Consider the following 26,667-nt stretch of genomic DNA (forward strand, 5'->3'; position numbering starts at 1 on the left):
AAGCTGGACAGAGATTAGAAGCTGTTCTAGTTTCGCGCTGACGGCATCGGGGAGGCGCCGGGCCGCCTTCCCCCGGCTCGCCGGGCGGCGCCGGCATGATCATGGGAGCGCGCTGATGGACTTCAGCCTGGACGAGACGCAGGCCGAACTGAGGGACCTGGCCGCCGGGCTGTTCCGCCGGGAGGCCGCCCCGGAGCGGCTGGCCGCGCACGAGGCGGCCGGCGGGCCGTACGACGCCGGGCTGTGGCGCGCGGCGGCCCGGGCGGGGCTGATCGGCGCGTGCCTGCCGGAGGAGGCGGGCGGTGCCGGGCTGGGCCCGGTGGAGATGGCGGTGATCCTCCGCGAGGCGGGGGCGCACGTCGCGCCGATACCGCTCCAGGACTCGCTGGTCGCCGCCATGGTGATCGCCCGCCACGGTACCGCCGGGCAGCGGGCCGCGCTGGCCCCGCTCGCCGAGGGCGAGATCGTGCTGGCGACCGCGCCGCTGGAGCCGGGCGGCGAGCTCGGCGCGGTCCCGGTGACCAGGGCCCACCCGGCCGAGGGCGGAGCCGCGGACGCGCACCGGGCCGCGGACGCGCACCGGGCCGCGGCCGGGGACGGGGACGGGCACGCAGACGGGGACGGGCACGGGGACGCGCATAGGGACGCGCATGGGGATGCGGGCTACGCCGCGGCGGCGGCCGGCGGGGCGGTGCGGGGCGGTGAGTGGCTGCTGACCGGCCGCGCGGCCCCGGTCGGCCACGCCGCGCAGGCCGCGGCGATCCTGGTGCCCGCGGCCACCGGGCGCGGCCCCGGCCTGTTCCTGGTCCGTCCCGAGGACGCCGCGCCGCGGCCGGTGCCCACCGCCGCGGGCGGGCCGGCCGCCGCGCTGGTGCTGGACGCCACGCCGGGCCGCCCGGTGGGCGAGCCGGGTGGCCCGGCGTTCGCCGACTTCGGGCTGCTGTCGCTGCTGGCGCTGACCGCCACCGCGTCCGGGGTGCTGGCGGGCGCGCTGGAGCTCACCACCGGGCACCTGCGGAACCGCCGGCAGTTCGGCCGCGCCCTGGCCGAGTTCCAGGCGGTGACCATGCAGATCGCCGACGTATACATCGCCGGGCGCGCCCTGGACGTGGCGGTCTGGTCGGGCGCCTGGCGGCTGGCGCAAGGGCTGCACGACCAGGCCGCGCTCGACCTCGCCGTCGCCGGGCACGCGGTGGCCGACGGCGGGCTGACCGCCGTGCACACCTGCCAGCACCTGCACGGCGGCCTCGGCCTGGACGTCACCTACCCGCTGCACCGCTACTTCGCCTGGTTCAAGCACCGGGCCAATCTCCTGGGCGGCGCGCAGACCCGGCTCGACGCGATCGGAGCGCTCGTCTGATGTTCATCGACCTCACCCCCGAGCAGCGTCGTCTGCGCGACGAGCTGCGCGAGTACTTCGCCGGCTGCCTGACCGCCGGGCAGCGGGCCGAGATCGCCGAGGACCCGTTCGGCGCCGCGTACATGGAGCACTGCCGGCGGCTCGGCCGGGACGGCCGGCTCGGCCTGGGCTGGCCCAAGGAGTACGGCGGGGCCGGCCTCGGACCGCTGGAGCAGCAGATCTTCGCCAACGAGATCGCCCGCGCCGAGGTGCCGTACCCGATCATCACCCTGCAGACGGTGGGACCGACGCTCATGAAGTACGGCACCGCCGAGCAGAAGGATCTCTTCCTGCCGAAGATCCTGGCCGGCGAGTGCCATTTCGCCATCGGCTACAGCGAGCCGGAGGCGGGCACCGACCTCGCCGCGCTGCGCACGACGGCGGTGCGGGACGGCGACCACTACATCGTCAACGGCCAGAAGATCTTCACCTCGGGCGCGCACCACGCCGGGTACATCTGGCTGGCCGCCCGCACCGACCCGGCGGCCCGCAAGCACCGCGGTATCTCGATGCTGATCGTCGACACCGCCGATCCGGGGTTCTCCTGGACGCCGATCGTGACCATGGACGGCCGGCACCACACCAACTCCACCTACTACTCGGACGTCCGGGTGCCGGCCGGCATGCTGGTCGGCGAGGAGAACAAGGGCTGGGACCTGATCGTCGACCAGCTCAACCACGAGCGGGTCACCCTGGGCCCGGCCGGCAACATCGCGCGTACCTACGACCGGTTCCTGGCCTGGGCCCGGCGCACCGGCGCGATCGAGGAGCCGGCCGTGCGGCGGGCGCTCGGCCGGGTCCTGGCCTGCCTGCGCACCAACGAGCTGCTGAACTGGCAGGTCGCCGCGAACATGGACCTCGGCTGGCTGGGCGCGCCGGACGCCTCGGCGACGAAGATCTACGGCTCCGAGCGGATGCAGGAGGTCGGCCGCCTGGTGACCGAGACGGTGGCCAGGTACGGCGACCTGACCGACCCGGAGACGGCCGAGTTCGCCGAGCAGCTCGACCGCGGCGTCAAGGGCGCGGTGGTGCTGACCTTCGGCGGCGGGGTGAACGAGGTGCAGCGCGAGCTGATCGCGATGCTCGGGCTGAGCCTGCCGCGCCCGCCCCGGTGACCGGCGGCACGGCGCGCGGCGGATCATGGATTTCGGCGGGGTACGGCGGAGGGCGGACCATGGAGGAGAGACGGTGACGACGGTCGAACCCGCGGTGCACCGGCGGCTGGCCGAGCTGGCCGAGCGGCGGATCGAGCTGGGCGAGACGCGCGGGTTGCCCGCCGCCGACCCGGTGAACCTGCCGATGATCCGCCACTGGGCCGAGGCGATGGGCGACACCAACCCGGCCTACACCGACGAGGAGTTCGCCGCGGCCGGGCCGCACGGCGAGATCGTCGCGCCGCCGGCCATGATCCAGGTGTGGACGATGCCCGGCCGCGGTGGCGGCCGGCCCGCGCCGACCCCGATCGACGACGTGCTGGCGGCGCTGGACGAGGCCGGTTTCACCGGCGTGGTCGCCACCGACTGCCGGCAGACCTACCACCGCTACCTGCGGCTTGGGGAGCGGCCGGTGCCCGGCACCCGGTTGAGCGGCATGACCGGCCCGAAGACCACCGCGCTGGGCCTCGGGTACTTCGTCACCTGGGTGATCACCTGGTACGTGGCGGACGAGCCGGTCGCCGAGATGATGTTCCGGGTGCTGAAGTTCCGCCCCCCGGAGCGCGGGCCCGCCGCCGCGGCACGAGACCCCTACCCGCTGCGGCCCGCCGTCGGCCGGGACACGGCGTTCTTCTGGGAAGGCGTCCGGCAGGGCGAGCTGCGGATCCAGAAATGCGCCGGCTGCGGCACGCTCCGGCATCCGCCGGGGCCGGTCTGCCCGTCCTGCCGCTCGACGGAGCGGGCGCACGTCGTGGCGAGCGGGCGCGGCGAGGTCTTCAGCTACGTGGTGCACCACGCCCCGCCGGTGCCCGGGCTGGCGACGCCGTTCGTGGTGGCCGTGGTCCAGTTGCCGGAGGGTGTGCGAATTGTCGGGAACGTTGTGGAGTGCGAGCCAGCGAAGGTGGAGATCGGCATGCCGGTACGGGTGACCTTCCGCGAGATGGACGACGAGTTCGTGCTGCCGGTGTGGTCGCCGGCGGAGTCCTGATGGGCACGCCGCCCGGTGCCGCCGGCTCCGGTGCCGTACCGCCCACCCGGCCCGCGCAGGCGGAGTTGCCCGAGCTGCGGATCGAGCTGACCCCCACCACGGTGGTGTCCACCGCGCTCGCCACCATGGACTTCACCCCGGTGCACCACGACCCCGCCGCGGCGCGCGCGCAGGGCGCCCCGGAGATCTTCCTGAACATCCTTACCACCATGGGGCTGGTCGAGCGGTACGTCACCGACTGGGCCGGGCCGCGGGCGCGGATCCGCGGCATCGACGTGCGGCTCGGCGTGCCCGCCTACGCCGGCGACACCCTGGTGCTGCGCGGCACCGTCACCGCCCGCGACGGCGGGGAGGTGACCGTGGCGGTGCACGGTGCGGTGAGCATCGGCGACCACGCCACCGGCACCGTCCGCCTCACGATGCCCGGCTGATCACCGGCCCGCCTCCCGGCCGCCCGTCTCCCAACCGACCGCCGTCCCCGATTACGCGAGCGCCCGAGCGTTCCCCGACCGCCCCAGCGTCCCTCCGACCACCGCAACTCCTCCGACCGCCCCAGCGTTCCCCGACCGCCGCAGAGTCCCCCGGCCGTCCGAGCACTCCCTGACCGCCCGCGTTCCCATCGCCAGAGAAAGGCCCGTCACGTGTACTCGCTCTCCGGCCGCACCGCCATCGCGGGCATCGGCGCCACCGAGTTCTCCAAGGACTCCGGCCGCTCGGAGCTGCGGCTCGCCGCCGACGCGGTGTTCGCCGCCCTGGACGACGCCGGCGTCGCGCCGGCCGAGGTGGACGGCCTGGTCACCTTCACCCAGGACGCCAACGACGAGATCGCCGTGGCCCGGGAGACCGGCATCGGCGAGCTGACCTTCTTCTCCCGGGTGCCCTACGGTGGCGGAGCCGCGTGCGGCACCGTGCTGCAGGCGGCCATGGCGGTCGCGACCGGTGCCGCCTCCACCGTGGTCTGCTACCGGGCCTTCAACGAGCGGTCCGGCAGCCGGTTCGGCCGGCCGAGCACCGGGCTGGGCGCCGAGCCGTCGTCACTGGGCGCCGAGATGAGCTGGCACGTGCCGCACGGCCTGGTGACGCCGGCCGCCTGGGTCGCCATGGTCGCCCGGCGGTACATGCACGCCTACGGCGCCACCTCCGAGGATTTCGGGCGCGTCGCGGTGGCCATGCGCCGGCACGCCGCCACCAACCCGGCCGCCTGGTTCCACGGCCGGCCGATCACGCTGGAGGAGCACCAGCGATCCCGGTGGATCGTGGAACCGCTGCACCTGCTGGACTGCTGCCAGGAGAGCGACGGGGCGGTCGCGCTGGTCGTCACCTCCGCCGAGCGCGCCCGCGACCTGCGGCACCGGCCGGCGGTCGTCACCGGCGCCGTGCAGGGCTCGGGAGCCGGGCAGATGATGATGACCGGCTTCTACCGCGGCGACATGACCGGGCTGCCGGAGATGGGGGTGGTCGCGCGGGGCCTGTGGGAGATGTCCGGCCTGGCGCCCGCCGACGTGCAGACCGCCATCCTGTACGACCACTTCACCCCGTTCGTTCTACTGCAGCTGGAGGAGCTGGGTTTCTGCGCCCGTGGCGAGGCCAGGGACCTGGTCGCCGGTGGGGGCATCGAGCTTGACGGCGGCCTCCCGGTCAACCCGCACGGCGGCCAGCTCGGCGAGGCCTACATCCACGGCATGAACGGCATCGCCGAGGCGGTGCGCCAGATCCGCGGCACCGCCGCCAACCAGGTGACCGGCGTGCACAACGTCCTGGTCACCGCCGGCACCGGTGTCCCCACCAGCGCCCTGGTGCTGTCCACCCCCTGAACAGGGCGCGCCGGGCCGCGGTGGAGCGGGCGGCACGGCGATGGTCCGGCGCGGGTGGTGGTTCCGGCGGCGGAACCCGTCACCGCTGCCGCTGCGCGGCTCCCGGCGGTGGTCCGGCGCGGGCGGTCAGGCCACCGAGGCGGTGAACCGGTCGCGGCGGCCCGGATGGTCGGGCCGCCGGACCGTCACGGGGTGACCAGGGTGGGCACCGCGAAGAAGACCAGCAGCGCGATCACCACGCACAGCAGGAACCCGCCGACCTCCCAGAGCCAGTCGTAGTGGCGCTCGCCGCCCCGGAAGGGACGCGACCGCCGGGGCCGGCTGGGTTCGGCCGGTGCGGCGTCCTGGGGGACGGGCCTTCTGGCCGGCTTTGGCGCGGCCAGGGCCGGCACCGGGGCCAGCGGACCGGTCCGCTCGCCCGGCGCGTCCTCCCAGCCCGGATAGCCCGAGGCGTCGTTCCAGGCTCGGCCGTCCGCGTCGACGCCGTCCCTGCCGGTCCGCCCGCCAGGGCTGTCGTTCCGGTCCGACGCGTCCGGGGTGCCCGGCGGGTCGTTCCACGTCGGGGCCTTCGGGCCGGTGTCACCCCGGCCGGCCGGCTCGCCGCGAGCGTCGCCCTGGGCCGGGCCGTCGTGCTCGTCGTGGTGGACCGGCTCCGCGGGCGCGTCCTGGCCTGCGTCGATCTGGGGCGGGTCCGCGTCCCGGAACTCGCCGAAGCCTGGGGTGTCCTGGCCGGGACGCTCCTCGGACCGGGCCGGGCCGAGATCACCACCCGTCCGGCCGGTGTCCGGTCCGAGATCCGCACGCGTCCCGGCCGCATCCGCCCCGGGATCATCGTCCGGCAGTTCGGCCCGGGCGGTCCGCCCGGCCGGGTCCGGGCCCGGCCGGCCGGCCGCCGCGACGTCGTCCCAGGCCGGCGCACCGGGCGGGAACGGGTCCGGTTCCAGGGCGGTCGGGTCGGTCGGCGTGCCGTCGACCCATGCGGGCCGGCTCAGCGAGGAGAGATCGGTCCCGCCGCCGGTGGGCCGGCCGAACCCGTCGGTGTCGAACACGCCGGGTGCGGGCCGGCCGGCATCCACGCCGGGCGCGGGGCGGTCGGCGCCGGGCGCGGATCCCGCTCGCGGCCCGCCGGGGAAGGTCCGGCCCGGTTCCGGCTCGGGCACCGCGCCCGAGTCCGCGCCCCAGGCCCTGTCCGGCCGGCCGGCGGCGAGATCGGGCGCTCCAGCCGTCGACGCGGACGTCTCCGTTGACGCGGGCGCCCCCGGTGACGCGGGCGATCCGCCGCGGCGGGTCAGCGCTGCCTTCGCCGCCGAGAACACCTCGCGGAGCGGTCTGATCTTCTCCGGGAGTTCACCGGCCGTCGCGGGCGCCTCCCGTTCCGTCCCGGCCACCGGGGGCGGCGCGTCCGGTCCGGCCGGCGCCTGATGCCGGACGCCCTGAACCGCCCCGGCGGCGTCCGAGGTTTCGTGGCGCGGGCGCGACCGCCGCTTCGCGACGTAGTGGGTCGTCTTCTCGGGCAGGTCGCGCCAGTCGGGCTCGGCCGTCCCGCGCGGCCCGGCCGGCGGCACCGGGGCCGCGCCGGCGGACCGGTCCGCCGTTCCGTCCGCGGCGGGCTGCGGCGCGGCCGGCGTCTCGTACGGGCCCGGCGACCCGGACGGGCCCGGTGTGTCATACCGGCCCGGTGTGTCGAATGCGGATGGGGTCTCCGACGTGGAGGGCGTCCCGTAGGGGGCCGGCGTGTCGTACGGGGCCGGCGTCCCGAGCGGGGATGCGGCCTCCGACGCGGTGGACGTCACGTAGGGGGCCGGCGTCCCGTACGGGGCCGGCGTGTCGAATGCGGATGGGTTCTCGGACGTGGAGGGCGTCACGTAGGGGGCCGGTGTGTTGAACGGGCCCGGCGTCTCGAACGGGGCCGGCGTCCCGAAACGGGACGACTTGTCGTACGGGGCCGGTGTCCCGAACGCGGACGGCGGCGTGGGCGGCCCGGTGAACGCGTCGGGCGGTGCCGGCCGGTCGAAGCCCGGGATGAACGGCGCGGCCGGCTCCGGAGCGGGCGGGTCGAGGGCCGGCGGTGCGGACTCGGGTCCGGCCGCATCTCCCGCCTGCCGGGTATGGCCGAGGCGGCGGCGCAGCGCCGACCAAGGCCCGGACGATTTAGCGCGGATGAAAAGCGACTCTCCGCCCGGTTCCGGCTCGGGTCCGGCCGCCACGCCGGGGTCACCGGCCCGGCCGCCGGAATCCGAAGTCCGGCCGGGGCCGAACGGGTGCGCCGGATCGTGGCCGTGTGCCGCGAAGGCGTCCCAGCCGCTGGCGGCACCACCGGACGTGAACGCGTCCGGCTCCGGGGGGCGGAGCGAGCCGGGGAACCCCGTGGTGCGCAGCGGATCGGCCGACCCCGGTACCGGCGTGCCCGCCGGTCCTCGGGCGGCGTCGGGGAAGGCGGGCTCGCCGGACGTACGCGGCGAGTCGGTCTCCGCGGCGAACGGGTTCCAGGGCCCCGCCGGGGCGGCGGGCCGCTCGTGGTCGGTGCGCCCGCCGAACGGGTCGGGAAAACCGAGGTCCGTGCCGGACCGGTGGGCCGGGCCGGGCGGCAGGCCGAACATCGGGGCGCCGGGGGATGGCCGGCCGGGCGGGTCGAAGCCGGACGGACCGGGTGCGCCGGCCGGGTCGAAAGCGGAGGGCTGGTGGGCCGGTCGATCGTGCGCGGGCCGGCCGGGGGCGTGGAAGGCCGAGGGGTCGGGCGTGCCGGGCGCGAAGGCGCCGGCGCCGGGCACGCCTGGCCGATCGAAGGCGGGAGTGCCGGAGGGCGGGAAGCCGGACGAGCCGGGTATGCCCGGGGCGAAAGCGGAGGGCGGGAAGGCGGACGCGCCCGGCGGGTCGAACGCGGAACTGCCAGGAGGCGGGAAGCCGGACGGGCCGGGTCCGGGGAACGCGGGCGTGCCGGCGCCGGCGGGCGGCCCGTACGGTCCGGAATGACCGGCGGGCGGATTCCCGTCCGAGCCCGCATCGCCGGGACGGCGGCGGAAGAGCCCGCCCAGGGCGGACCGGGGGCCGTCCGGCTTTCCGACCTGCGGCATCGGCTCGGTACTGGTCTCGTGCCGCGAGCGGCGCCGGCCGGTCGGCCGCGGCGCGGCGGCCTCCGTGGCCGGGAACGTGCCGGTGCCGGTCACCGGATCGGGCTCGGTGAGCGGCAGCGGCCGGCGCGGCGTGGTGGGCCGGCGGCTCTCGGCGGGCTCGGCCGACCTCGTCGTCGGCCCGAAGGCCGGCCCCGTGGTCGGCCCAGTGGTCGGCCCAGTGGCAGGGTCGGCGGTCGGGCTTTCGCCCGGGCCGGCGGTCGGGCGGGGGGACGGTGGCGCCGCGGGGACCGCGGCGAGGACCCGGGCCCGCAACGCGCCGGGCGGGGCCCGCCACGGCAGGCGGGCCAGTGCCTCGGCCGGCGACATCGCGGCGAGCGCCCGGTACCCGTGTTGCACCGACGTGACGACGGGGGTACCGGAGCCGCCGGTCACGCCGGCGGCCGCGGCCAGCGAGCGCGCGAACCGGTCGCGCGCGATGATCAGGAGCTGCTCGGCGGTGTCGGCCGCGACGTCGAGCACCGTGGCCAGTTCACCGGTGTCCAGCCCGCACACCGTGGTGAGCAGCAGCACTTCACGCTGGTGCGGGCGCATCTCGCGGGCGATCCGCTCGATGAGCGCGGTCACCGGGTCGGCGGGGTCGGCGGCGGGCGGGGCATAGGCGACGTCGCGCCGGTAGATCTCCCGGCGGGCGAGCGCGTAGAGCGTGGCTCGCGGAGCGTCCTGGGCCGGCGCGCCGGCGAGGGCGGACGCCAGGGCGTCGGCCGCCGCGGCGGTGTCGCCGAGCTGGTCGTGGCAGTACGCGAACAGCCCGGCGGCGTGACGGTCGTAGAGCTCGGCGATCAGCTCGTTCCGCGGACGCCGATCGATGAGCGGTGGGGTCACGGCCGGTTCCTCGGAATTCTTGGGCGGCTTGGCGGGTTTTGGCGTGACTGATGGGGATAGTGAGGTCAATCATGCCAACGATCGCGCAACGGTCGCCACCGATCGCTGCTACTTCGGCAAATAACGGGATATTCATCCCGGCCGGTCGCCGGGAACGCGTGAGCCTGCGCCCGCAGCGGGCACCTGGGATTCGGGGTTGCACCAGACCCGATAGATCCCCATAAGGTGTGTAGGGAATTTGATTGGACCCGCGGTCGGGCCGTCACCTACCGTGGAGGGCTGCCGGGCGGGGGGGTCGGCCGCGCAGCCGAAAGCCGGCGATCCGGGCCAGCAGGTCCGGCCGAGAAGCACGAGGTCGTGCGTGATCACATTTGAGGGTGTCACCAAGCGCTACGGGGACGGGACCGTCGCCGTCGACAATCTGAGCCTGCAGGTGCCCACCGGAGCGGTCACCGTCTTCGTGGGCCCGTCCGGCTGCGGGAAGACCACGTCGCTGCGCATGATCAACAGGATGATCGACCCCAGCGAGGGCCGTATCCTGCTGGACGACCGCGACGTGCGGGCCATCGACCCGCCGACGCTGCGCCGGGGCATCGGCTACGTGATCCAGCAGTCCGGGCTCTTCCCGCACCGCAAGATCGTGGACAACGTCGCCACCGTGCCGTACCTGCTCGGCTGGGACAAGAAGAAGGCCCGCGCCCGGGCGATGGAGCTCCTGGAGCGCGTCGGCCTCGACCCGGCGCTCGCCGGTCGCTACCCCTTCCAGCTCTCCGGCGGCCAGCAGCAGCGCGTCGGCGTGGCACGTGCCCTGGCCGCCGACCCGCCGGTGCTGCTGATGGACGAGCCGTTCAGCGCCGTCGACCCGGTCGTCCGGGCCAGCCTGCAGGAAGAGCTGCTGCGGCTGCAGGCCGAGCTGCAGAAGACCATCGTGTTCGTCACCCACGACATCGACGAGGCGATCAAGCTCGGCGACACGGTCGCGGTGCTCCGGGTCGGCGGTCACCTGGCACAGATCGCCGACCCGGCGACCCTGCTCGCCGAGCCGGCCGACGACTTCGTGGCGGGCTTCCTCGGCAAGGACCGCGGCATCCGCCGCCTGTCGTTCATCCCCGCGAGCAAGCTGCGGCTGAGCACCGGGCGCGAGGTGCCCGGCTGGTCGGTGGCGCTGGACGAGGACGACCGGCCGATCGGCTGGCGGGCGTCCGGTGACGGAGACGGCCCGCTGCGGCCGTTCGGGGTGTTCGACCCCGCGCAGGATTCGCTGCGGGCCGCGCTGGACGCGGCGCTGCTCGCGCCGTCCGGCTGCGCGATCGCGGTGGACCCGGGCGGCCGGTTCGCCGGCGTCGTCACCCGCGAGACCCTGGACGAGGCGCTCGGCCGCGCGTCCGGCGAGGCCCTCGACCCGGCGCGGAGCGCGGCCCACGCGCGGCCCGCCGCCGGCGGCGATCCGGACGCGGGGCAGGCGGCCGGATGAACGACACCGAGCCGCTGGTCCGCTGGGACTGGATCGGCCGCCACATCCCCGACATCACCGAGCGCCTGCTGGACCACGTGATCATGGCGTTGGTCCCGGTGCTGCTCGGCCTGCTGATCGCGCTGCCGCTCGGCCTGGCCAGCGCGCGCTGGCGAGGGCTCTACCAGCCCACGGTCGGCGTGATGAACATCGTCTACTCGCTGCCCTCGCTGGCGGTCTTCATCGTGCTCATTCCGGTCACCGGGCTGGCCGAGCGGACCACTGTGATCATCCCGCTCACCTTCTACACGCTGGCCGTGCTGGTGCCCGCGGTGGTGGACGGCCTTGAGTCGGTGCCGGACCACGTCCGCCAGTCCGCCGTCGCGATGGGATTCGGCCCCACCCGCCGGCTGCTGCGCGTGGACATGCCGATCGCGGTTCCCGTCGTGCTGGCCGGATTGCGGGTCGCCACGGTGTCCAGCATCAGCCTGGTCAGCGTCGGCGCGCTGATCGGCCGCGGCGGCCTCGGCTACTACTTCATCGACGGCTGGCAGCGGCAGTTCTACACGCCCATCATCGTCGGCATCGTGCTCGTCATGGTCCTCGCCGTGCTGGCCGACGGGGTGCTCATCCTCGCCCAGCGCCTGCTCACGCCCTGGGCCAGGGCCAGGAGGACGTCGTGAACTGGCTGATCGAGTTCTTCGGCACCGCGGCGAACTGGTCCGGGCCGTCCGGCATCCCGGCCCGGCTGCTGGAACACGTCGAGTTCTCCGCCGTCGCCCTGCTGCTTTCCATGATCATCGCGATCCCGCTCGGCCTGTTCATCGGGCACACCGGGCGCGGCGGCGTGGTGGTCGTGGTGGCCGCGAACGCCGCGCGCGCGCTGCCCACCCTCGGCCTGGTGGTGCTCATCGTGCTGCTGGTCGGCGTGGGTTCGACCTGGCCGGTGCTCGCCCCGCTGATCGCGCTGGCGGTGCCGCCGATCCTGGTGAACACCTACGAGGGCATCCGCGGCGTGGAGCGGGACCTGCGCGACGCCGCGTACGGGATGGGGCTGCGCGGCGGCCAGGTGCTGCTCAAGGTGCTGGTGCCGGTGGCGCTGCCGCTCATCCTGCTCGGGCTGCGCATCGCGGCCATCCAGGTGGTGGCGACGGCGACCGTCGCCGCGTACGTCGGCCTCGGCGGGCTGGGCCGCTACATCATCGACGGCCTGGCGACCAAGGACTTCCCCAGCACGCTGGGCGGGGCCGTGCTGGTGGTGGCGCTCGCGCTGCTCGTCCAGCTCGGTTTCGCCGTGCTGCAGCGCGCCGTCGTCTCCCCAGGGGTGAGCCGGCGCGTCAAGTCCCGCTGACCAAGATCTTCGAACCCCTGATCACAGATGTGGAAACCAGAAAGGGATAGCACGATGCGGCGAATCTTCAGCACCGCGGCGGCGACCGTCGTCGCGGTGTTCACTCTTGGGGCGTGTGGCGGCGGCGGCGATCCGCTGAACGACAGCGCGAGCGTGGCGCCCAGCGCGTCCGGCTCGGCGGGCGGCGCCGGGAAGGTCGTGGTCGGCTCGGCCAACTTCCCGGAGAACGTGCTGCTGGCCTCCATCTACTCCCAGGCGCTGTCCGCCAAGGGCGTCCAGGTGGAGGAGAAGTTCAACATCGGCAGCCGCGAGGTCCTCTACGACCAGATCAAGAGCGGCGCGCTGACCGTGCTGCCGGAGTACAACGGCGGCCTGCTCAGCTTCCTCGACCCCAAGAGCACCGCGGCGAGCAAGGAGGAGGTCGACGGCGAGCTCAAGTCCAAGCTGCCGGCCGAGCTGGAGTTGCTCGACTCGGCGGCGGCCGAGGACAACGACTCGCTGACCGTCTCCAAGGCGACCGCCGACAAGTACAAGCTCGCCACCATCGAGGACCTGGCCAAGGTCGCCAAGGACTTCGTCGTCGGCGGCCCGCCGGAGTTCAAGAAGCGCCGGGAGGCCCAGTTCAAGGACGTCTACGGCCTGACCTTCAAGGAGTGGAAGCCGACCGGTGACACCACGGCGGACGCCATCAAGAGCGACGCCGTCCAGGTCGGCAACGTCTTCACCACCGATCCCAAGATCCTGATCAACGGCCTGGTGCCGCTGCAGGACCCCAAGCACGTCTTCAGCGCCCAGAACGTCACGCCGCTGGTGAACAAGGCCGGGGTGACCGACGACGTGCGCACCACCCTCAACGGCATCTCCGCCAAGCTCACCACCGAAGGCCTGGTGGACATGATGAAGCGGGTGGCCGTCGACAAGGACGACCCGCCCATGGTCGCCAAGGACTGGCTGACCCAGAACGGCCTGCTCTGACCTGGTGCGGCGTCCGCATACCTTCGCCGGGTCGCCCGGGATGCGCCGGCCTCGGCATCGGTCGCTCGCCGACCCGGTGAACGTCACCGGACGCCGCACCGGCATCACCCGAAGAACGGACCGCGCCCACCGGCGCGGTCCGTTCCTTTCTCCAAGGCGTGCCTCAGTTCCGGCGCTCGGGCACCTCCGGCCGCTCGTCGGTCCAGCCGATCGCCTGGTAGGAGGTGGTGTTGCGCAGCTCCACCGGGCGGCCGTCCGCCAGCCTGCCGGTGTTCGTCCACACCTCGGCGAGCGGCAGGCCGGTGCCGGGATCGACCAGGAACCGGACATCGGTGAACCGGCCCGGCTCGAACTCCACCTGGTAGCCGACCGCCTGCCCGCGCCGGCCCAGCGGGTCAGTGGTCTCCCCCTCGGCTCGGATGCCGGGCAGTGACGCCAGGACGCGGTAGGCCGACGCCCGGACCTCGGGGGCCACTGGCAGAGAGCTGATGATCGCCAGGCAGTCCGCCCGAAGCCCGTGCACGATCTCCTTCTCCCGCTCCGCACCGGTCAGCTCGGCCATGTCCGGTGACGCCAGTTGCCGGATGACGCGCTGCTTCAGGTACGCCCGGAGCTTGTCAGGATCGCTCGGGATCGCGCGCACTTGCCGCCAGGTCACCAGCTCCTGGGTCAGGTCGCCGGCCGCGCCGTTCCAGTGGCCGTGCAACCGCTCCACGCTGGGCTCGCCGGCCGCCGCCTTCAGCGGCCGCCGGTACGGGACGGAGTAGAGCTCATCGGTGTCGAAGTCCTCGGGATAGCGCCAGCTGGCGGGCGCGCCCGCCGCCCGCCAGGCCGCCTCGTCCTCCGGGGACGCGGGTTTCGCACCGAGGTACCGGCGGATGCGCCAGTTCTGCAACTCGGGTCTCTCCGCCAGCCACAGCTCGGTCGAGCTCTTCTGCGCGATCACATAGCCGCGGCTGGGATCGAGCATCATCGACTGGTGCACTGTGCCGACCCGCCAGTAGTCGCCGGTCGTGCGGGCCCGCTCCACGGTGGTGGCGGCGGCCAGCAGGATCTGCCGGGCGGTCGGCCCGGCCGTCGTGGCGATCGACGTGCCGGGCCGGGCCGCGATGGGCGGCGTCCCGCCGGACATGACCGTGGGCACGAGGACGGCCGCCGCGGCCGCCGCGGCGAGGCTCAACCCGGCCCCGATCCGCCGATGCCGCCGCTTCCGGCCGGCAGGTGCCAGGTCGCGCACCGTGGCGGGCGCGGCCGCTTCGGCGAGCAGCCGGGCGCGGCCCGCCGCGACCGTATCGGGTGAGGGTTCGTGAGACCCGAGCAGGTCGCGCACCGCGGTCAGGTGCCCAGGCTCGACCGAGTGACGGAGGTCCCGGTCGTCATGCGATTCATCCATCGGATCCTCCGGATTCAGCGGTGATGTCGTCCAGCGCGGCGCGCAGCTTCCGGCGCACCCGGTTGAGTCGCGAGCCCACGGTGCCGGTGGGGATGTCCAGAGCCTGCGCGATCTCCTCGTAGCCCAGATCGCCGTACGCGACGAGCAGCAGCACGTCCCGGTCGCCGTCGGCCAGCCGGCCGAGCTCGGTGGCGAGCCGCCGCTTCGTGGCCGCCGCGGTGACCCGTGCCACCACCCGGTCGGCGTGCTCGCCCTCGGCGGGATGCTCGACCGGCACCCTGGCCAGGGCCTCCAGCCGCCGGGTCTCGCTGCGGCGATGGCCGGCGAGCAGGTTGGTGGCGATCCCGTACAGCCACCGGCGTACCTCGCCCCGAGCCGGGTCGAAGCCGTCGCGCTTACGGAACGCGACCAGGAAGGTCTCCGCGGCCAGATCGTCGGCGGCCTGCGGGCCGATCCGCGCGGCGATGTAGCGGTAGATGGCACCGAAGTGGCGGTCGTACAGCGTGGCGAAGGACTCGGGCCGGTGTCGCGACTGCTCGATGAGTACGGCGTCGTCAAGTCTCCCCGGCGAATCGGGGGGAGCGGTCATCCGCATGGTGTCCTTTCTTCCAGGTACACCATTAGTCCGTCGCATCCCCGGTTCGACTTCATGGCGAGCGAAGACGCCCGCTTTCCGGTTCATGCCGTTCTCCGGCCGGGGGCGACCGGACCCGGCCCGTCCATCGCGTCACCCCACCCGGGCGTCGTGATACGCGCCCGGCGCCTGGCGACGCCCCCGCGCCGGGCCGCTTGCGCGCGGGAGGTGCGGCCGGTGGTAGGAGTGGGGGTCATGGATCAGTTCACCGAGGCGATGGGGCAGCTCGCCGGGGGAGTGGCCGTCGTCACCGTCCAGGACGGGCGCGACGACATCGGCACGACGGTGACCACCTTCGCCTCGCTGTCGGCCGACCCGCCGATGGTGCTGCTCAGCCTGGCGTCGGGCGGCTACCTGGGCGAGGTGTTGCTACGCCGGGACCGGTGGGCGGCCACCCTGCTGTCCGGCGCCCAGTCGGTGGTGGCCAGCCGGTTCGCCACCCCGGGCCGGCCGAGTGCTCGGCTGCTGGTGGCCGGCACCCCGCACCACCGCGGCGAGCACACCGGCGCCCTGGTGCTCGACGGCGGCGTGGCGGCGCTGGAGGCCGAGACCACCCAGGTCGTGCCGGCCGGCGACCACACCCTCTTCCTCGCCCGGGTCCTCGCCGTCGCCTACGTCGACCCCACCCGCCCGCCCCTGATCCGCCTCCGCGCCCGCTACCGCCCCCTCCCCTGACCCGCCGGGGATCCCGGACACGGCCACGGGGCCGTTCAGCCGGGGAAGCGGTCCACCCGCAGCACCGCGACCTCGTTTTGTGGGTCGAGCACGATATAGGTCACCGATAGGCCCTTGTAGTCCCAGACGTACATGTTGCCGGCACGGCGCAACTTGCGCCCGTTGCCCGGCGTCAGTTGGAGGATGTCGTAGAGATCCAATAGGACGTTGATCTCGGAGCCGGACAAGTCGTCGATCTGGCTTTCGGCGATATCACTGCCCATTCGGATGGTGTACACCTACCGCTGGACTCCGCGGCGGGCCAGCACTTCAGCCAGCGTCGGACCTGCCTTGCGTACACCGGACTGCAACTGATCAGCCTCTCGATGCATCCGCTGCCAGTCTGCCGGATCAGTGGTGGCCCGCGTCGCGATACGCCACCACGCGGAGAGGAAGTCGTCGAGTGCCGCCAGGTCGACGACAGGTGAGTGGGTGATCTTTTCAAGTTCGGCATCGAACGCGGCGACATTAGCCGAGGGCAGGGCTGCGCGTACGGCGGTGAAGGTCCGCTCTATCTGCGAATAGGAGCTGTCGTGCCGCTGGACGGTCATGAAGAAGCCTTACCTCTTATTCCGGTTCCGCCTGCGACCTCAGCTTATCGAGCCGCAGGGCCCTGGTGGCGACTCCGGGTGACGTCCATCCGATCTGACAGGTGGCCGAACCAGCGTAGCCGGTGTCGAATGGATCATTTCTGTTCGGCTCGGGCAGCCAGGGTGTCCGGCGGCCAGAAGGTGATGCCGTAGGGGGCGAGGGACTCAGGGAGGTCGGCCATGCCGGGCAGCCGCTCGATGTGGTGCACGCCGGGCGGGGCGGTCCCCTCCAGCAGGGCGGCGGTGACGTGCGCGGCGACCAGCGCGGTGGCGCGGCTCTGGCCGTGGCCGGTGAGCGCGAAGGCGGCGTGCCGCCGGCCGTTGACCGCGTCGGCGCGCACCGCGAAGGCGTCCCCGCCGATGTGCACCCGGGTCAGCGACGCCGTCACCAGCCGCCGCAGCGCCGGCCGGCGGACGGCCCGGCGCAGGCCGAACAGGAACGTGGTGAGCGCCGCGGAGTCCAGGCACAGCCGGGTGGTCACCTCCGGCACGCCGAGCGTGCGGCGCAGGGTGTGCTGGTCGGAGAACGGGAACGGCCGCGCGGTGCGGGTGCCATGTCCGGGCAGGTAGGCGGCCCTGGGTCCGGCGGGCGGGCCGTCCGGAGCGGCGGGGCGGGCCAGTTGCTCGACCACCCAGCGGACCCCGTCGGCGCCGTGCCGCTCGCCGCCGCCGATCATCACCGTCAGGTCCACCCGCTCGGCGCCGCCGACCGCCTCGTGCGCGCGCAGCGCCAGCAGGTTGGTCAGGCCCGGCGCCACCCCGACGCTGAGCGCGGCCGTCGCGCCCGCCGCCACCGCGACGCCGGCCAGCGCCTCGACCTGGGCGAGCAGGTGGTGGGAGGCGCCGACGTCCACCAGGTGCACGCCGCGCGCCAGGCAGGCCCGCGCGATCCCGGCGTCCGGCGGCTCGACGCACAGCACGACCACCGCGGGACGGTGCTCGTCCAGCACCCGCTCGAACCCGGGCAGGTCGGTGACGTCGACCCGGGCGGCCCGGTCGGAGCCGAGCGTGCGGGCCAGCCGCCGGGCCCGGTCGGGGTCGCGGCCGGCCGGGATGACGCGGCCGGGGAACCGGCGGGCGAGGGACGAGGTGAGCGGGGTGCCGACGGCGCCGTAGCCGCCGATCGCCAGGACATCGGACACGCCGACAGAATGCTGAAGCATGTCATCAGCGAATCACTGTAGTGATGCTTTAGTCAACTGCTTTCCGCCGGATCGGGAAGGAGCTGCCGGATCAGCGCGTCGGCGGCCCACTCCTCCCAGTCGCCGGCCGGCCAGCCGCGTTCGTGGACGAGCAGGTGATAGCTCTCCGGCGCGAGTACGGCCAGGACGGTGTCGGCCGCGCGGGCGGCGTTGAACCCCTCCCGTAGCGGCGTCTTGGCGGCCAGCGCGCCGGTCATGACGGTGAACACCGTGTGCCGCTGCTCCTGGTTGGTCCGCCAGAGCTCGGCGATCTCCGGGTCGGCGGCGGCCGCCGAGCGCACCACCTCCAGCAGCGGGCCGACCCGGCCGTAGATCTCCGCCGATCGCCGGGCCATCAGGCGGAGCTGCGCGGCGGGCGCCGCGGCGAAGGCCTCGCCGACCCAGGGGCGGTCCAGGCTGGCCATCGGCGTGGTGTCGCCCGCGACCTCCACGTCGAGCAGTTCCTTGAGGATCGCCCGCTTGGTGGTGAAGGTGAAGTAGAGGGTCTGCACCGCGACGCCGGCCCGGGCGGCGATGGCCTGCATGGCGGTGGCGGCGTAGCCGCGTTCCAGGAAGAGAGCCTTGGCGGCGTCGAGCATGCGGGCGCGGGTGGCGGCGGCCTTCGCGGCCCGCACGCCCGCCGCCGGTTTCGAGGTGGCCATGTCCCGACCTTACTAGCATGAAGTGCCGCTCTAGTGAGCGTGATCCGGGCAGCTTCGATGGGGTCGCTTTCGCCGGGCAACCTGGACGTGTAATATCCAGGTTGTGCGGATGAGTGAAGGCGTCGAGTGGGCGGTCCACTGCTGCCTGACCCTGGCGTGGCTGGGGGACGAGCGGCCGGTGCCGGCCGCGCGGCTGGCGGCGGGTTACGAGCTGCCCACGGCCTACCTCAACAAGCAGCTCCAGGCCCTGGTGCGGGCCGGCGTCCTGGAGTCCGTCGCCGGGGCCAAGGGCGGCTTCCGGCTGGCCCGGCCACTGGAGAAGATCACCCTGATGGACGTGGTGGCCGCGGTCGAAGGGCCGGAGGACGCCTTCCAGTGCCAGGAGATCCGCCGGCGCGGGATGGGGGCCGGCGCGCCGGAGGGAAGGTACCGCGCGCCGTGCGCGGTGTCGACCGCGATGCGCCGGGCCGAGCTGGCCTGGCGACGCGCGCTCGCCGCCCAGACCCTCGCCGAGATTCAGGCCGCCGCCGAGCGCCAGGCGCCGGACCTGGGTCGCGGGGTGCGCCGCTGGTACGGCCAGGACGGCTGACCGGGTGATGGTGGCGACTCGCGCCCGCGCGGCGACCGAATCTGGACATTCAACATCCAGTTACCTGCAGACCGCCCCGCCGACCGGCGGGGGAGATGGGAACACCGCCACCGGCCGGCCGGCCGGTACGGAAACGTGAAGGAGAAGCACCATGGAACCGCGTATCGCGAACTTCCCCAAGGTCGCTCAGGGTGGCTACCAGGCGATGCTGGGCGTCGAGGCGTTCGTCCGCCAGGGGCCGGTGCCGAAGCCCACCCTGGAGCTGGTGAAGATCCGGGCCAGCCAGATCAACGGCTGCGGATTCTGCCTCGACATGCACGCCAAGGACGCCCGGGCGGCCGGGGAGACCGACGAGCGGCTGTTCACGGTGGCCGGCTGGCGGGAGGCGCCGTACTACACGCCGGCCGAGCGGGCCGCGCTGGCGCTGACCGAGGCGGTCACCCGGCTCGCCGACGGGGACGGCGTGTCCGACAAGCTGTGGGCCGAGGTGAGCGAGCACTACGACGACGAGGCGCTGGCGGTGCTGCTGGTGGCCATCGCGCAGATCAACAGCTGGAACCGGATCAACGTCGCCAACCGCACCCCCGCCGGCCACTACCGCCCCCGCGCCACCACCTGACCCCCGTCCGGTGATCACCCGGCCGGCCCTCGCCGGCCGGGGTCAGGGGGTGCCGAGCCAGCCGGGGACGTCGAGGCGGAAGGGGTCGGGCGGGGTGACCCGGCGCAGGTCGTCCTCCAGGGCGCGCAGCCGGTCGGCGCCGAGGGTCTCGGCCCAGCGGGCACGCAGCTCGTCGAAGATGCGGGCCGACCGGACCAGCGCGTCGGAGCCGCGCGCGGTCAGCTGGACGACCTTGCGCCGGGCGTCGGCGGGGTCGGTGCCGCGTTCCAGGTAGCCGGCCTTCATCAGGGTGTCGATGGTCTTGCCGGCCGCCTGCTTGGACACGCCGAGCCGCCGGCCCAGCTCGGCCGCGGTGGTGCCCCGGGTGCCGACGGCCTGCATGACGAAGCCGTGCATCGGGCGCAGCCCGGGATGGCCCTGGCGGGCCAGCTCGGCGTGCAGCTCCTCGATGATCACGCGGAAGCCCATCAGCAGCCGCAGCGGCAGCTCGAATCCGGGCGGGTCAGTTGACACGATGGACAACCTGGTTCACCATTTCGACAACCACGTTGTCTATCTTAGGAGATGCCGCCATGCCGGTCATCCGCCATGCCGAGAGCCGCCGCACCGAGACCCCGAACGCCGTCATGACCACCTTCGCCTCGCCCACCCAGGGCGGCTCCGGCCTGTCGGTGTGGCGGGTGGACATGCCCGCCGGCCGGTCCGGCCCGCCGCACGCGTTCGACACCGAGCAGGTGTGGACGATCCTCGCCGGCCAGGCGACCGTCGAGCTGGGCGGGGAGGAGCTCGCCGTCGGGCCGGGCGACACCGTCGTCATGCCCGCGGGCGTGTACCGCCGGATCACCTCCGGCAACGGGGCGGACCTGGCCGCAGTGGTCGCCGCGCCGGCCGGCGGGCACGCCTACCCCGCCGACCCCGCGCTGAAGGTGTCTCCCGACTGCGCACTCCCGGCGGACGGCGGCCGGCTGCTGCCCGCCTGGACCGCCTGACCGCCCGCCGGTAGGCCGGCTCAGCGGATGGCCCACCAGCCGGGGAGCATGAGCGGGCCGTGGGCCGGTAGGCCGAGCTCGGCGGTGAGCCGGTTCAGCGGGCCCCAGGCCTCCAGCCGGACCTGGCTCAGCGACGCGGCCTTGTCCTCGCTGGACTCCGGCGGGCGCAGCCGGTCCAGCGGGTGCATCCGCGGATATGTCCGGATGTGGGCCTCGGCGGGCAGCCCGGCGCGGTCCCGGGCCAGCGCCAGCGCGTCCTCCAGGCCGCCCAGCTCGTCCACCAGGCCGCCGTCCCGGGCGTCCGCGCCGGTCCACACCCGGCCGCGGGCCAGCTCGTGCGCCCGGTCGCGGTCCAGCCGCCGGCCCTCGGCGACCTTGGTCACGAAGTCGTCGTACACCCGGTCCAGCCAGGCGTTCACCCGGGCCCACTGCTGCTCGGAGTAGGTGCGGCTGGTCGAGAACATGCCGGAGTTGGCGCCCACGTCGATCGACTCGGAGTTGATGCCCACCCGGTCGAGCAGCTCGCCGATCGCCGGCTTGCCGCCGAACACGCCGATCGAACCGGTCAGCGTGCCCGGCTGGGCCACGATCACGTCGGCGGCCATCGCGACGAAGTACCCGCCGGAGGCGGCCAGGTCGCCCATCGAGATGATGACCGGCTTGCCGGCCCGGCGGGTCAGCACGACCTCCCGCCAGACCGCGTCGGAGGCGACGTAGGAGCCGCCGGGGCTGTTCACCCGGAAGACGACCGCCTTGACCGAGTCGTCGCGCCGGGCGGCGCGGAACGCGGCGCAGATGGTGTCCGAGCCCATCGCCCCGCCGCCGCCGAGCGGGCCGCGCCCGCTGCGGCCCAGCCGGATGGCGCCCTGGCCGTGCACGAGCGCGACGACCCGCTCGCCGGGCCGCGGCAGCTTCTTCACCATCGCGCCCTTGGCGTACCGCCCGACGAACAGCAGCAGATCACCCTCGCCGCGGATCTCGTCGTACACCTCGTCGCGGTAGGCCAGCCGGTCGACCAGGCCCGCCTCCACCGCCTCGGGGCCGATGAACGGGCCCTGGTCGATGAGCTCGCGCACCCGCTCCGGCGCCAGCTTGCGCCCCTCGGCGACGCCCGCCACGACCTGCTCGATGATCGACTCGGCGATCCGCGCCATCGACTCGCGGTGCGGATCGGTCATGTGGTCCTTGGTGAAGGTGTTGGCCGCGGTCTTGTACTCGTGCCGCTGGCCGATCTGGTACTCGACGCCGAGCTTGCCGAGCGCGTTCTTCAGGAAGCGCTGCTCCAGCGAGATGCCGGTCAGCCCCACGTCCCCCGACGGTTGCAGGTAGATCCGGTCGAAGGCGCTGGCCAGGTAGTAGGGGACGGTGCCGGCGCCGAACTCGCCGAAGGTCTCGGAGAACGCGACCGTCAGCTTGCCCGCGGCGCGCAGCTCGCCGACGGCCGCCCGCAGCTCCTGCACCACCGCGAACCCCAGCGGCCGGCCGCCGATCTTGACGATCAGCGCCTTGACCCGGGCGTCCTTGCGCGCGCGGCGCAGGCCCTCCAGCACGTCCGACAGCCGCGGCCGGCGCATGGAGAGCAGCGCGCTCAGCGGGTCGGACGGCGGCCCTTCGGTGAGCCCTTCGGTGAGGTCGAGTTCGAGCACCAGGGGAGCCGTGCGCCGCTGCCGGAGCCGGTCCACCGTTTCCAAGATCGGCTTTGTCGCGTCCATGCCGTTACCCTAGGCGACGCGCGGCCCGGGGTGGTGTCCCCGGGCCGTGCTGTCAGGGGGCGGCCGGTCCGCCGGCCGCCGGCGACGGCCGGCCACGATCACCGTCCGGACCGCCGGCGTCCGGGGTGGCGTCGCCGGAACGGGGGGCACCGGTCGGGGCCGGGCCGACGCGCGGTGCGGCGGACTCGGCGGCCACGGCCGGCGCGTCGGTGCGGATCTCCTCCGCCGGTGAGTCCTGCGCCGCGCCGGAGGTGGCGACGACGCCGGTGGTCGCCGGCTCCTCTTCCGGGTCGGGGACACGGCGCAGCCACAGCGCGCCGAGCGGCGGCACCCGCAGCCGGGCGGAGAACGGCTGGCCGTGCCAGGGGTCGGGGGTGGCGTCCACCCCGCCGAAGTTGCCCACCCCGCTGCCCTGGTACTCGTAGGCGTCGGTGTTGATCACCTCGTCCCACCGGCCGCCGGCCGGCAGGCCGATCATGTAGTCGTCGTGCGGGGCGCCGGAGAAGTTCGCCACGCAGGCCACCATCGAGCCGTCGTCGCCGTGCCGGGCGAAGGAGAAGACGTTGCCCTGGGCGTCGTCGGCGTCGATCCACTGGAAGCCCTGCGGGGCGTGGTCCTGTGAGAACAGCGCCCGGGTCTCGGTGTAGACGCGGTTGAGGTCGCGGACCAGCCGCTGCACGCCGCGGTGCGGCTCGAAGTCCAGCACCCACCAGTCCAGGCCGCGCTCCTCCGACCACTCCGAGCCCTGGCCGAACTCCGAGCCCATGAACAGCAGCTGCTTGCCCGGGTGCGCCCACATGAACGCGAACAGCGCCCGCAGGTTGGAGAAGCGCTGCCACTCGTCGCCCGGCATCTTGCCGAGCAGCGACCCCTTGCCGTGCACCACCTCGTCGTGCGACAGCGGCAGCACGAAGTTCTCCGAGTAGGCGTACATCAGCGAGAACGTCATCTGGTGGTGGTGGTACTGCCGGAAGACCGGCTCGTGGGCGAGGTAGGCCAGCGTGTCGTGCATCCAGCCCATGTTCCACTTGAAGCCGAAGCCGAGCCCGCCCAGGTGCACCGGGCGGGAGACCCCCGGCCAGGCGGTGGACTCCTCGGCGATGGTGACGATGCCGGGCGCCTCCCGGTAGACCACCGCGTTCATCTCCTTGAGGAACTCCACCGCGTCCAGGTTCTCCCGGCCGCCGTACTCGTTGGGCGTCCACTCGCCGGCCCGCCGGGAGTAGTCGAGGTAGAGCATCGAGGCGACCGCGTCCACCCGCAGCCCGTCGATGTGGAACTCCTTGAGCCAGTACAGCGCGTTGGCCACCAGGAAGTTGCGGACCTCGCGCCGGCCGAAGTCGAAGATGTAGGTGCCCCACTCGGGGTGGGTGCCGCGGCTGGGGTCGGCGTGCTCGTACAGCGGGGTGCCGTCGAAGCGGCCGAGCGCCCACTCGTCCATCGGGAAGTGCGCGGGCACCCAGTCCAGCAGCACGCCGATGCCCGCCTCGTGCAGCCGGTCGACCAGGTGGCGGAACTCGTCGGGGGTGCCGAACCGGGAGGTGGGGGCGTAGTAGGAGGTGACCTGGTAGCCCCAGGAGCCGCCGAACGGGTGCTCGGCCACCGGCAGCAGCTCCACGTGGGTGAAGCCCATCTCCAGCACGTACTCGACCAGCTGGTCGGCCAGCTCGCGGTAGGACAGGCCGGGACGCCAGGAGCCCAGGTGCACCTCGTAGGCGCTCATCGGCGACGCCAGGGCGTCACGCCCGGCCCGGGCGGCCAGCCAGGCCTCGTCGTTCCAGGTGTAGGCGGAGTCGTCCACGATGGACGCGGTGGCCGGGGGCTGCTCGGTGCGGCGGGCCATCGGGTCGGCCTTGGACCGCCAGATCGAGTCGGCGCCGAGGATGGAGAACTTGTAGGCCTCGCCGGCGCCCACGCCGGGGACGAACAGCTCCCACACCCCGGACCGGCCGAGCGAGCGCATCGGATGCGCCGAGCCGTTCCAGTGGTTGAACGCGCCCTCCACCCGGACGCCGCGCGCGTTCGGCGCCCAGACGGCGAACGCGGTGCCGTCCTCGTCGTCGTGCCGGATCACCCGGGCGCCGAGCACCTCCCACAGGCGCTCGTGGCGGCCCTCGCCGATCAGGTGCAGGTCGACCTCGCCCAGGGTGGGCCAGTGCCGGTAGGGGTCGCCGGCCTCGTGCACGCCACCGCCGGCGTAGCCGGCGCGCAGCCGGTAGGGCGGCGCCTTGTCCACCGCCGGCAGGGTCACCGAGAACACGCCGTAGGCCTCGTGGGTCATCTCGTGCGCGGTGCCGTCCTCCAGCACCAGCTCGACCCGCTCCGCCAGCGGCTTCAGGGCCCGCACCACCAGGCCCTCCGGTGACGGATGGGTACCCAGGATCGAGTGCGGATCATGATGCGCGCCGCCGGCCAGCCGGTTCAGATCCAGGTCCGCGTTCATCTGGTCGCTCACCGCTCCTCGGCACCGTGATGATTTCTGCCGTGCTAACCCTGCCCCAGATCGGGGCGGCAACCCATGTTGTTGCCCGGATCACATGTGGAAAGCGAAGAATGTGCGGTTGGCCGGCCGGCGGCCGGCGCTCACCAGGGCAGCACGCGTACCGTGCCGCCGGTCAGGTCGACGATCACCCGGCCGACGTCCAGCCAGGCGCCGCCGGGGAAGCGGACGAACAGCTGCAGGCAGCGGCGCACCTCGCAGCCGTGCCGCCGGAAGATCAGGGCGTGTACCCGCAGCTCGCGGGCGGAGCCGGGCGGGTGCCCGGTGGCGCCTTCGTACATCGCGCGCACGATCGGCCCGAGGCGCGGGTCGGCGAGCAGCAGCCGGGTGGCCCGGGCCTCCTCGTCCCGGGACGGGGCGGGCCGGGCCATCGCCGAGCGCGCCGGGCCGGCCGGCGGGAGCGGCGGCGGTGCGGTGGCCGGGACGGCGCCGGCGGCGGTGGCCACGCCGGGCGTGGCGGCCAGGGCCGGGGGTGCGGCCGGGGGCGCGGCCGGGCGGTCGCCGGCCACCGGGCCGGCCGGCCCGCCCGGCCGGAGCAGCACCGCGATCAGCACGCCGCCGGCCGCGACCGCCATGGTCGCCGCCACTGCCGGCATGACCGCCATGGGTCGCCGCAGCACCGCTCGCCGCCTCACTCATCGTGACAGTGTCGCTGCTCATGGTAGTCGAGCCGGGCCGGCGAAGCGCCGGGCGGGCGCGTCGTGGTGAATGCCGAAAATAGTGAACTACCAAGCCAGGGTGGACGGCAAACTTCCGGTCGGCGCGGTATATCTCACAAACTTCTTGAGCTGCGCCAACGGTCGCAAAAACCCGGCATCTCCGGCGAATAGCCTTGTGGGTGCTAAAAACACCCGGACCGGTAAGGCAGCATAGGGGCATGCGACGATTGACGGCGCCGCACTGGAGCGCCATTCTTCCGGTGCTCGCCATCGTGTTGCTCGCGATCACCTGGGGCCGCGGCGGCCTGCCGCTCGCCATGGTGATGATCGTGGCGGCGTTTCTCGGCGGCGCGGTGCTGGCGGCCGTGCACCACGCCGAGGTGGTCGCCCACCGGGTCGGCGAGCCGTTCGGCTCGCTGGTGCTGGCGGTGGCGGTGACCGTCATCGAGGTCGCGCTGATCGTCAGCCTGATGATCTCCGGCGGCCCGGAGACCGCCACCCTGGCCCGCGACACCGTGTTCGCGGCCATCATGATCACGCTGAACGGCATCATCGGCCTGTCGCTACTGGTCGGCACGTCCCGGGGCCGGGTGACCGCCTTCAACGCCGAGGGGGCCGGCGGCATGCTGGCCACCGTGGCCACCCTCGCGACCCTGAGCCTGGTGCTGCCCACCTTCACCACCAGCCGCTCCGGGCCCGCCTTCACCCCGGCGCAGCTCGTCTTCGCCGCGGTGGCGTCGCTGGCGCTCTACGCGCTGTTCGTCGTCACCCAGACGATCCGGCACCGCGACTACTTCCTCCCGGTGACCGCGGAGGGCAAGGTCCTGCCCGAGGAGGAGCACGCCAACCCGCCCACCGGCCGGCGCGCCGCGGGCAGCCTGGCCCTGCTGCTGGTCGCGCTGGTCGCGGTGGTCGGCCTGGCCAAGGTCGAATCGCCGGCGATCGAGGAGGCGGTGCGCGGCGCGGGGCTGCCCCAGTCGGTGGTCGGCGTGGTGATCGCGCTGCTGGTGCTTGCGCCGGAGACGCTGGCCGCCGTGCGCGCCGCGCGCCGCGAGCGGATGCAGACCAGCCTCAACCTGGCGCTCGGCTCGGCCATGGCGAGCATCGGGCTGACCATCCCGACCCTCGCGGTGGCGTCGATCTGGCTGACCGGCCCGCTGTCGCTCGGCCTCGGCGCCACCCACATGGTGCTGCTCGCGCTGACGGTGGTCGTCGCCGGTCTGACCGTGGTCCACGGCCGGGCGACCTCGCTGCAGGGCGGGGTGCACCTGGCGCTGCTGGCCTGCTTCCTGTTCCTCGCCGTCAGCCCGTGACCCGCGCCGCCGGGCCGCGCAG

The 26,667-nt window shown here is 73.9% G+C and carries 25 protein-coding genes; 14 read left to right on the forward strand and 11 right to left on the reverse strand.

Translation table 11 applies throughout. The annotated features are described in order from the left end of the window. Positions 1–115: 115 nt before the first annotated feature. The 5 genes from Sru01_RS21665 to Sru01_RS21685 all read left to right on the forward strand — a co-directional run bounded on the left by Sru01_RS21665 (position 116) and on the right by Sru01_RS21685 (position 5,355). Positions 116–1,360 (forward strand): acyl-CoA dehydrogenase family protein, encoded by a 1,245-nt coding sequence (locus Sru01_RS21665; RefSeq protein ID WP_239137636.1) that lies wholly within the window; start codon positions 116–118, stop codon positions 1,358–1,360. Next, complete coding sequence (locus Sru01_RS21670; protein WP_203989324.1) at positions 1,360–2,514, forward strand: acyl-CoA dehydrogenase family protein; 1,155 nt, start codon at positions 1,360–1,362, stop codon at positions 2,512–2,514. Before Sru01_RS21665 ends, Sru01_RS21670 begins: the two co-directional genes overlap by 1 nt. A gap of 73 nt (positions 2,515–2,587) precedes the next feature. Continuing rightward, positions 2,588–3,541 (forward strand): bifunctional MaoC family dehydratase N-terminal/OB-fold nucleic acid binding domain-containing protein, encoded by a 954-nt coding sequence (locus Sru01_RS21675; RefSeq protein ID WP_239137637.1) that lies wholly within the window; start codon positions 2,588–2,590, stop codon positions 3,539–3,541. Beyond that, on the forward strand, positions 3,541–3,972 hold the full coding sequence (locus Sru01_RS21680; protein WP_203989328.1) for a MaoC/PaaZ C-terminal domain-containing protein: 432 nt from the start codon (positions 3,541–3,543) through the stop codon (positions 3,970–3,972). Before Sru01_RS21675 ends, Sru01_RS21680 begins: the two co-directional genes overlap by 1 nt. Before the next feature lie 210 nt (positions 3,973–4,182). Then, on the forward strand, positions 4,183–5,355 hold the full coding sequence (locus Sru01_RS21685) for a lipid-transfer protein (protein WP_203989330.1): 1,173 nt from the start codon (positions 4,183–4,185) through the stop codon (positions 5,353–5,355). 185 nt (positions 5,356–5,540) lie between these two features. Here the strand turns inward: Sru01_RS21685 and Sru01_RS21690 are convergent, their stop codons facing one another. Then, positions 5,541–9,311: a hypothetical protein gene (locus Sru01_RS21690; protein ID WP_203989332.1), complete on the reverse strand. Its 3,771-nt coding sequence runs from the start codon at positions 9,309–9,311 to the stop codon at positions 5,541–5,543. 361 nt (positions 9,312–9,672) lie between these two features. On the opposite strand from Sru01_RS21690, the gene Sru01_RS21695 reads away from it, so the two are divergent. Genes Sru01_RS21695 through Sru01_RS21710 form a run of 4 tightly spaced genes read left to right on the forward strand, consistent with a single transcriptional unit; the run spans position 9,673 to position 13,090 of the window. Beyond that, positions 9,673–10,785, forward strand: a complete 1,113-nt coding sequence (locus tag Sru01_RS21695; RefSeq protein ID WP_203989335.1) for an ABC transporter ATP-binding protein — start codon at positions 9,673–9,675, stop codon at positions 10,783–10,785. Then, the gene (locus tag Sru01_RS21700) at positions 10,782–11,447 is read left to right on the forward strand and encodes an ABC transporter permease (RefSeq protein WP_203989337.1); all 666 of its coding nucleotides are present in this window, start codon (positions 10,782–10,784) and stop codon (positions 11,445–11,447) included. Before Sru01_RS21695 ends, Sru01_RS21700 begins: the two co-directional genes overlap by 4 nt. Beyond that, the gene (locus Sru01_RS21705; protein WP_203989338.1) at positions 11,444–12,115 is read left to right on the forward strand and encodes an ABC transporter permease; all 672 of its coding nucleotides are present in this window, start codon (positions 11,444–11,446) and stop codon (positions 12,113–12,115) included. The genes Sru01_RS21700 and Sru01_RS21705 overlap by 4 nt, the downstream gene beginning before the upstream one ends. A 54-nt stretch (positions 12,116–12,169) precedes the next feature. Beyond that, on the forward strand, positions 12,170–13,090 hold the full coding sequence (locus tag Sru01_RS21710) for an ABC transporter substrate-binding protein (protein WP_203989339.1): 921 nt from the start codon (positions 12,170–12,172) through the stop codon (positions 13,088–13,090). Between the two features lie 163 nt (positions 13,091–13,253). Here Sru01_RS21710 and Sru01_RS21715 read toward each other — a convergent pair whose 3' ends face one another. Together Sru01_RS21715 and Sru01_RS21720 are read right to left on the reverse strand one after the other, a co-directional pair. Then, positions 13,254–14,483: a CU044_5270 family protein gene (locus Sru01_RS21715; protein ID WP_203989340.1), complete on the reverse strand. Its 1,230-nt coding sequence runs from the start codon at positions 14,481–14,483 to the stop codon at positions 13,254–13,256. Then, entirely contained in the window at positions 14,476–15,072 is a 597-nt protein-coding gene (locus tag Sru01_RS21720) for an RNA polymerase sigma factor (RefSeq protein WP_203989341.1), read from the reverse strand. The genes Sru01_RS21715 and Sru01_RS21720 overlap by 8 nt, the downstream gene beginning before the upstream one ends. Positions 15,073–15,312: 240 nt before the next feature. Here Sru01_RS21720 and Sru01_RS21725 point away from each other — a divergent pair, with 240 nt between their 5' ends. Then, positions 15,313–15,792 carry a flavin reductase family protein gene (locus Sru01_RS21725; protein WP_203989342.1) on the forward strand — a complete coding sequence of 160 codons (480 nt, stop codon included), beginning with the start codon at positions 15,313–15,315 and terminating at the stop codon, positions 15,790–15,792. 35 nt (positions 15,793–15,827) lie between these two features. On the opposite strand, the gene Sru01_RS21730 is transcribed toward Sru01_RS21725, so the two are convergent. The 4 genes from Sru01_RS21730 to Sru01_RS21745 form a co-directional block, all read right to left on the reverse strand. Beyond that, entirely contained in the window at positions 15,828–16,055 is a 228-nt protein-coding gene (locus tag Sru01_RS21730) for a hypothetical protein (RefSeq protein ID WP_203989343.1), read from the reverse strand. A gap of 15 nt (positions 16,056–16,070) precedes the next feature. Then, positions 16,071–16,382: a DUF6247 family protein gene (locus Sru01_RS21735; RefSeq protein ID WP_203989345.1), complete on the reverse strand. Its 312-nt coding sequence runs from the start codon at positions 16,380–16,382 to the stop codon at positions 16,071–16,073. A gap of 134 nt (positions 16,383–16,516) precedes the next feature. After that, on the reverse strand, positions 16,517–17,563 hold the full coding sequence (locus tag Sru01_RS21740; RefSeq protein WP_203989347.1) for a saccharopine dehydrogenase NADP-binding domain-containing protein: 1,047 nt from the start codon (positions 17,561–17,563) through the stop codon (positions 16,517–16,519). Positions 17,564–17,616: 53 nt separating this feature from the next. Then, the gene (locus Sru01_RS21745; RefSeq protein WP_203989349.1) at positions 17,617–18,264 is read right to left on the reverse strand and encodes a TetR/AcrR family transcriptional regulator; all 648 of its coding nucleotides are present in this window, start codon (positions 18,262–18,264) and stop codon (positions 17,617–17,619) included. A 109-nt stretch (positions 18,265–18,373) separates the two neighbouring features. Between Sru01_RS21745 and Sru01_RS21750 the strand changes: the two genes are divergently transcribed. Next, a complete protein-coding gene (locus tag Sru01_RS21750; protein WP_203989351.1) occupies positions 18,374–18,853 on the forward strand; it encodes an RrF2 family transcriptional regulator in 480 nt (159 codons plus the stop codon). A gap of 151 nt (positions 18,854–19,004) precedes the next feature. After that, on the forward strand, positions 19,005–19,472 hold the full coding sequence (locus Sru01_RS21755; protein WP_203989353.1) for a carboxymuconolactone decarboxylase family protein: 468 nt from the start codon (positions 19,005–19,007) through the stop codon (positions 19,470–19,472). Positions 19,473–19,514: 42 nt separating this feature from the next. Here the strand turns inward: Sru01_RS21755 and Sru01_RS21760 are convergent, their stop codons facing one another. Next, a complete protein-coding gene (locus Sru01_RS21760) occupies positions 19,515–19,985 on the reverse strand; it encodes a MarR family winged helix-turn-helix transcriptional regulator (protein ID WP_203989354.1) in 471 nt (156 codons plus the stop codon). A 59-nt stretch (positions 19,986–20,044) separates the two neighbouring features. Here Sru01_RS21760 and Sru01_RS21765 point away from each other — a divergent pair, with 59 nt between their 5' ends. After that, on the forward strand, positions 20,045–20,461 hold the full coding sequence (locus Sru01_RS21765) for a cupin domain-containing protein (protein ID WP_203989355.1): 417 nt from the start codon (positions 20,045–20,047) through the stop codon (positions 20,459–20,461). A 20-nt stretch (positions 20,462–20,481) separates the two neighbouring features. Here the strand turns inward: Sru01_RS21765 and sppA are convergent, their stop codons facing one another. From sppA to Sru01_RS21780, 3 genes are all read right to left on the reverse strand, one after another. Further along, positions 20,482–22,173, reverse strand: coding sequence for a signal peptide peptidase SppA (sppA, locus tag Sru01_RS21770; protein ID WP_203989356.1), 1,692 nt, complete (start codon positions 22,171–22,173; stop codon positions 20,482–20,484). A gap of 52 nt (positions 22,174–22,225) precedes the next feature. Continuing rightward, a complete protein-coding gene (gene glgB, locus Sru01_RS21775; RefSeq protein ID WP_203989515.1) occupies positions 22,226–24,616 on the reverse strand; it encodes a 1,4-alpha-glucan branching protein GlgB in 2,391 nt (796 codons plus the stop codon). Positions 24,617–24,756: 140 nt separating this feature from the next. Beyond that, on the reverse strand, positions 24,757–25,269 hold the full coding sequence (locus Sru01_RS21780; RefSeq protein ID WP_203989357.1) for a hypothetical protein: 513 nt from the start codon (positions 25,267–25,269) through the stop codon (positions 24,757–24,759). Positions 25,270–25,550: 281 nt separating this feature from the next. On the opposite strand from Sru01_RS21780, the gene Sru01_RS21785 reads away from it, so the two are divergent. Continuing rightward, a complete protein-coding gene (locus tag Sru01_RS21785) occupies positions 25,551–26,645 on the forward strand; it encodes a calcium:cation antiporter (protein ID WP_203989358.1) in 1,095 nt (364 codons plus the stop codon). The last annotated feature ends 22 nt before the right edge of the window (positions 26,646–26,667 follow it).

The sequence above is a fragment of the Sphaerisporangium rufum genome (assembly GCF_016863395.1).
In the GTDB taxonomy this organism is placed as follows: Bacteria; Actinomycetota; Actinomycetes; order Streptosporangiales; family Streptosporangiaceae; genus Sphaerisporangium; species Sphaerisporangium rufum.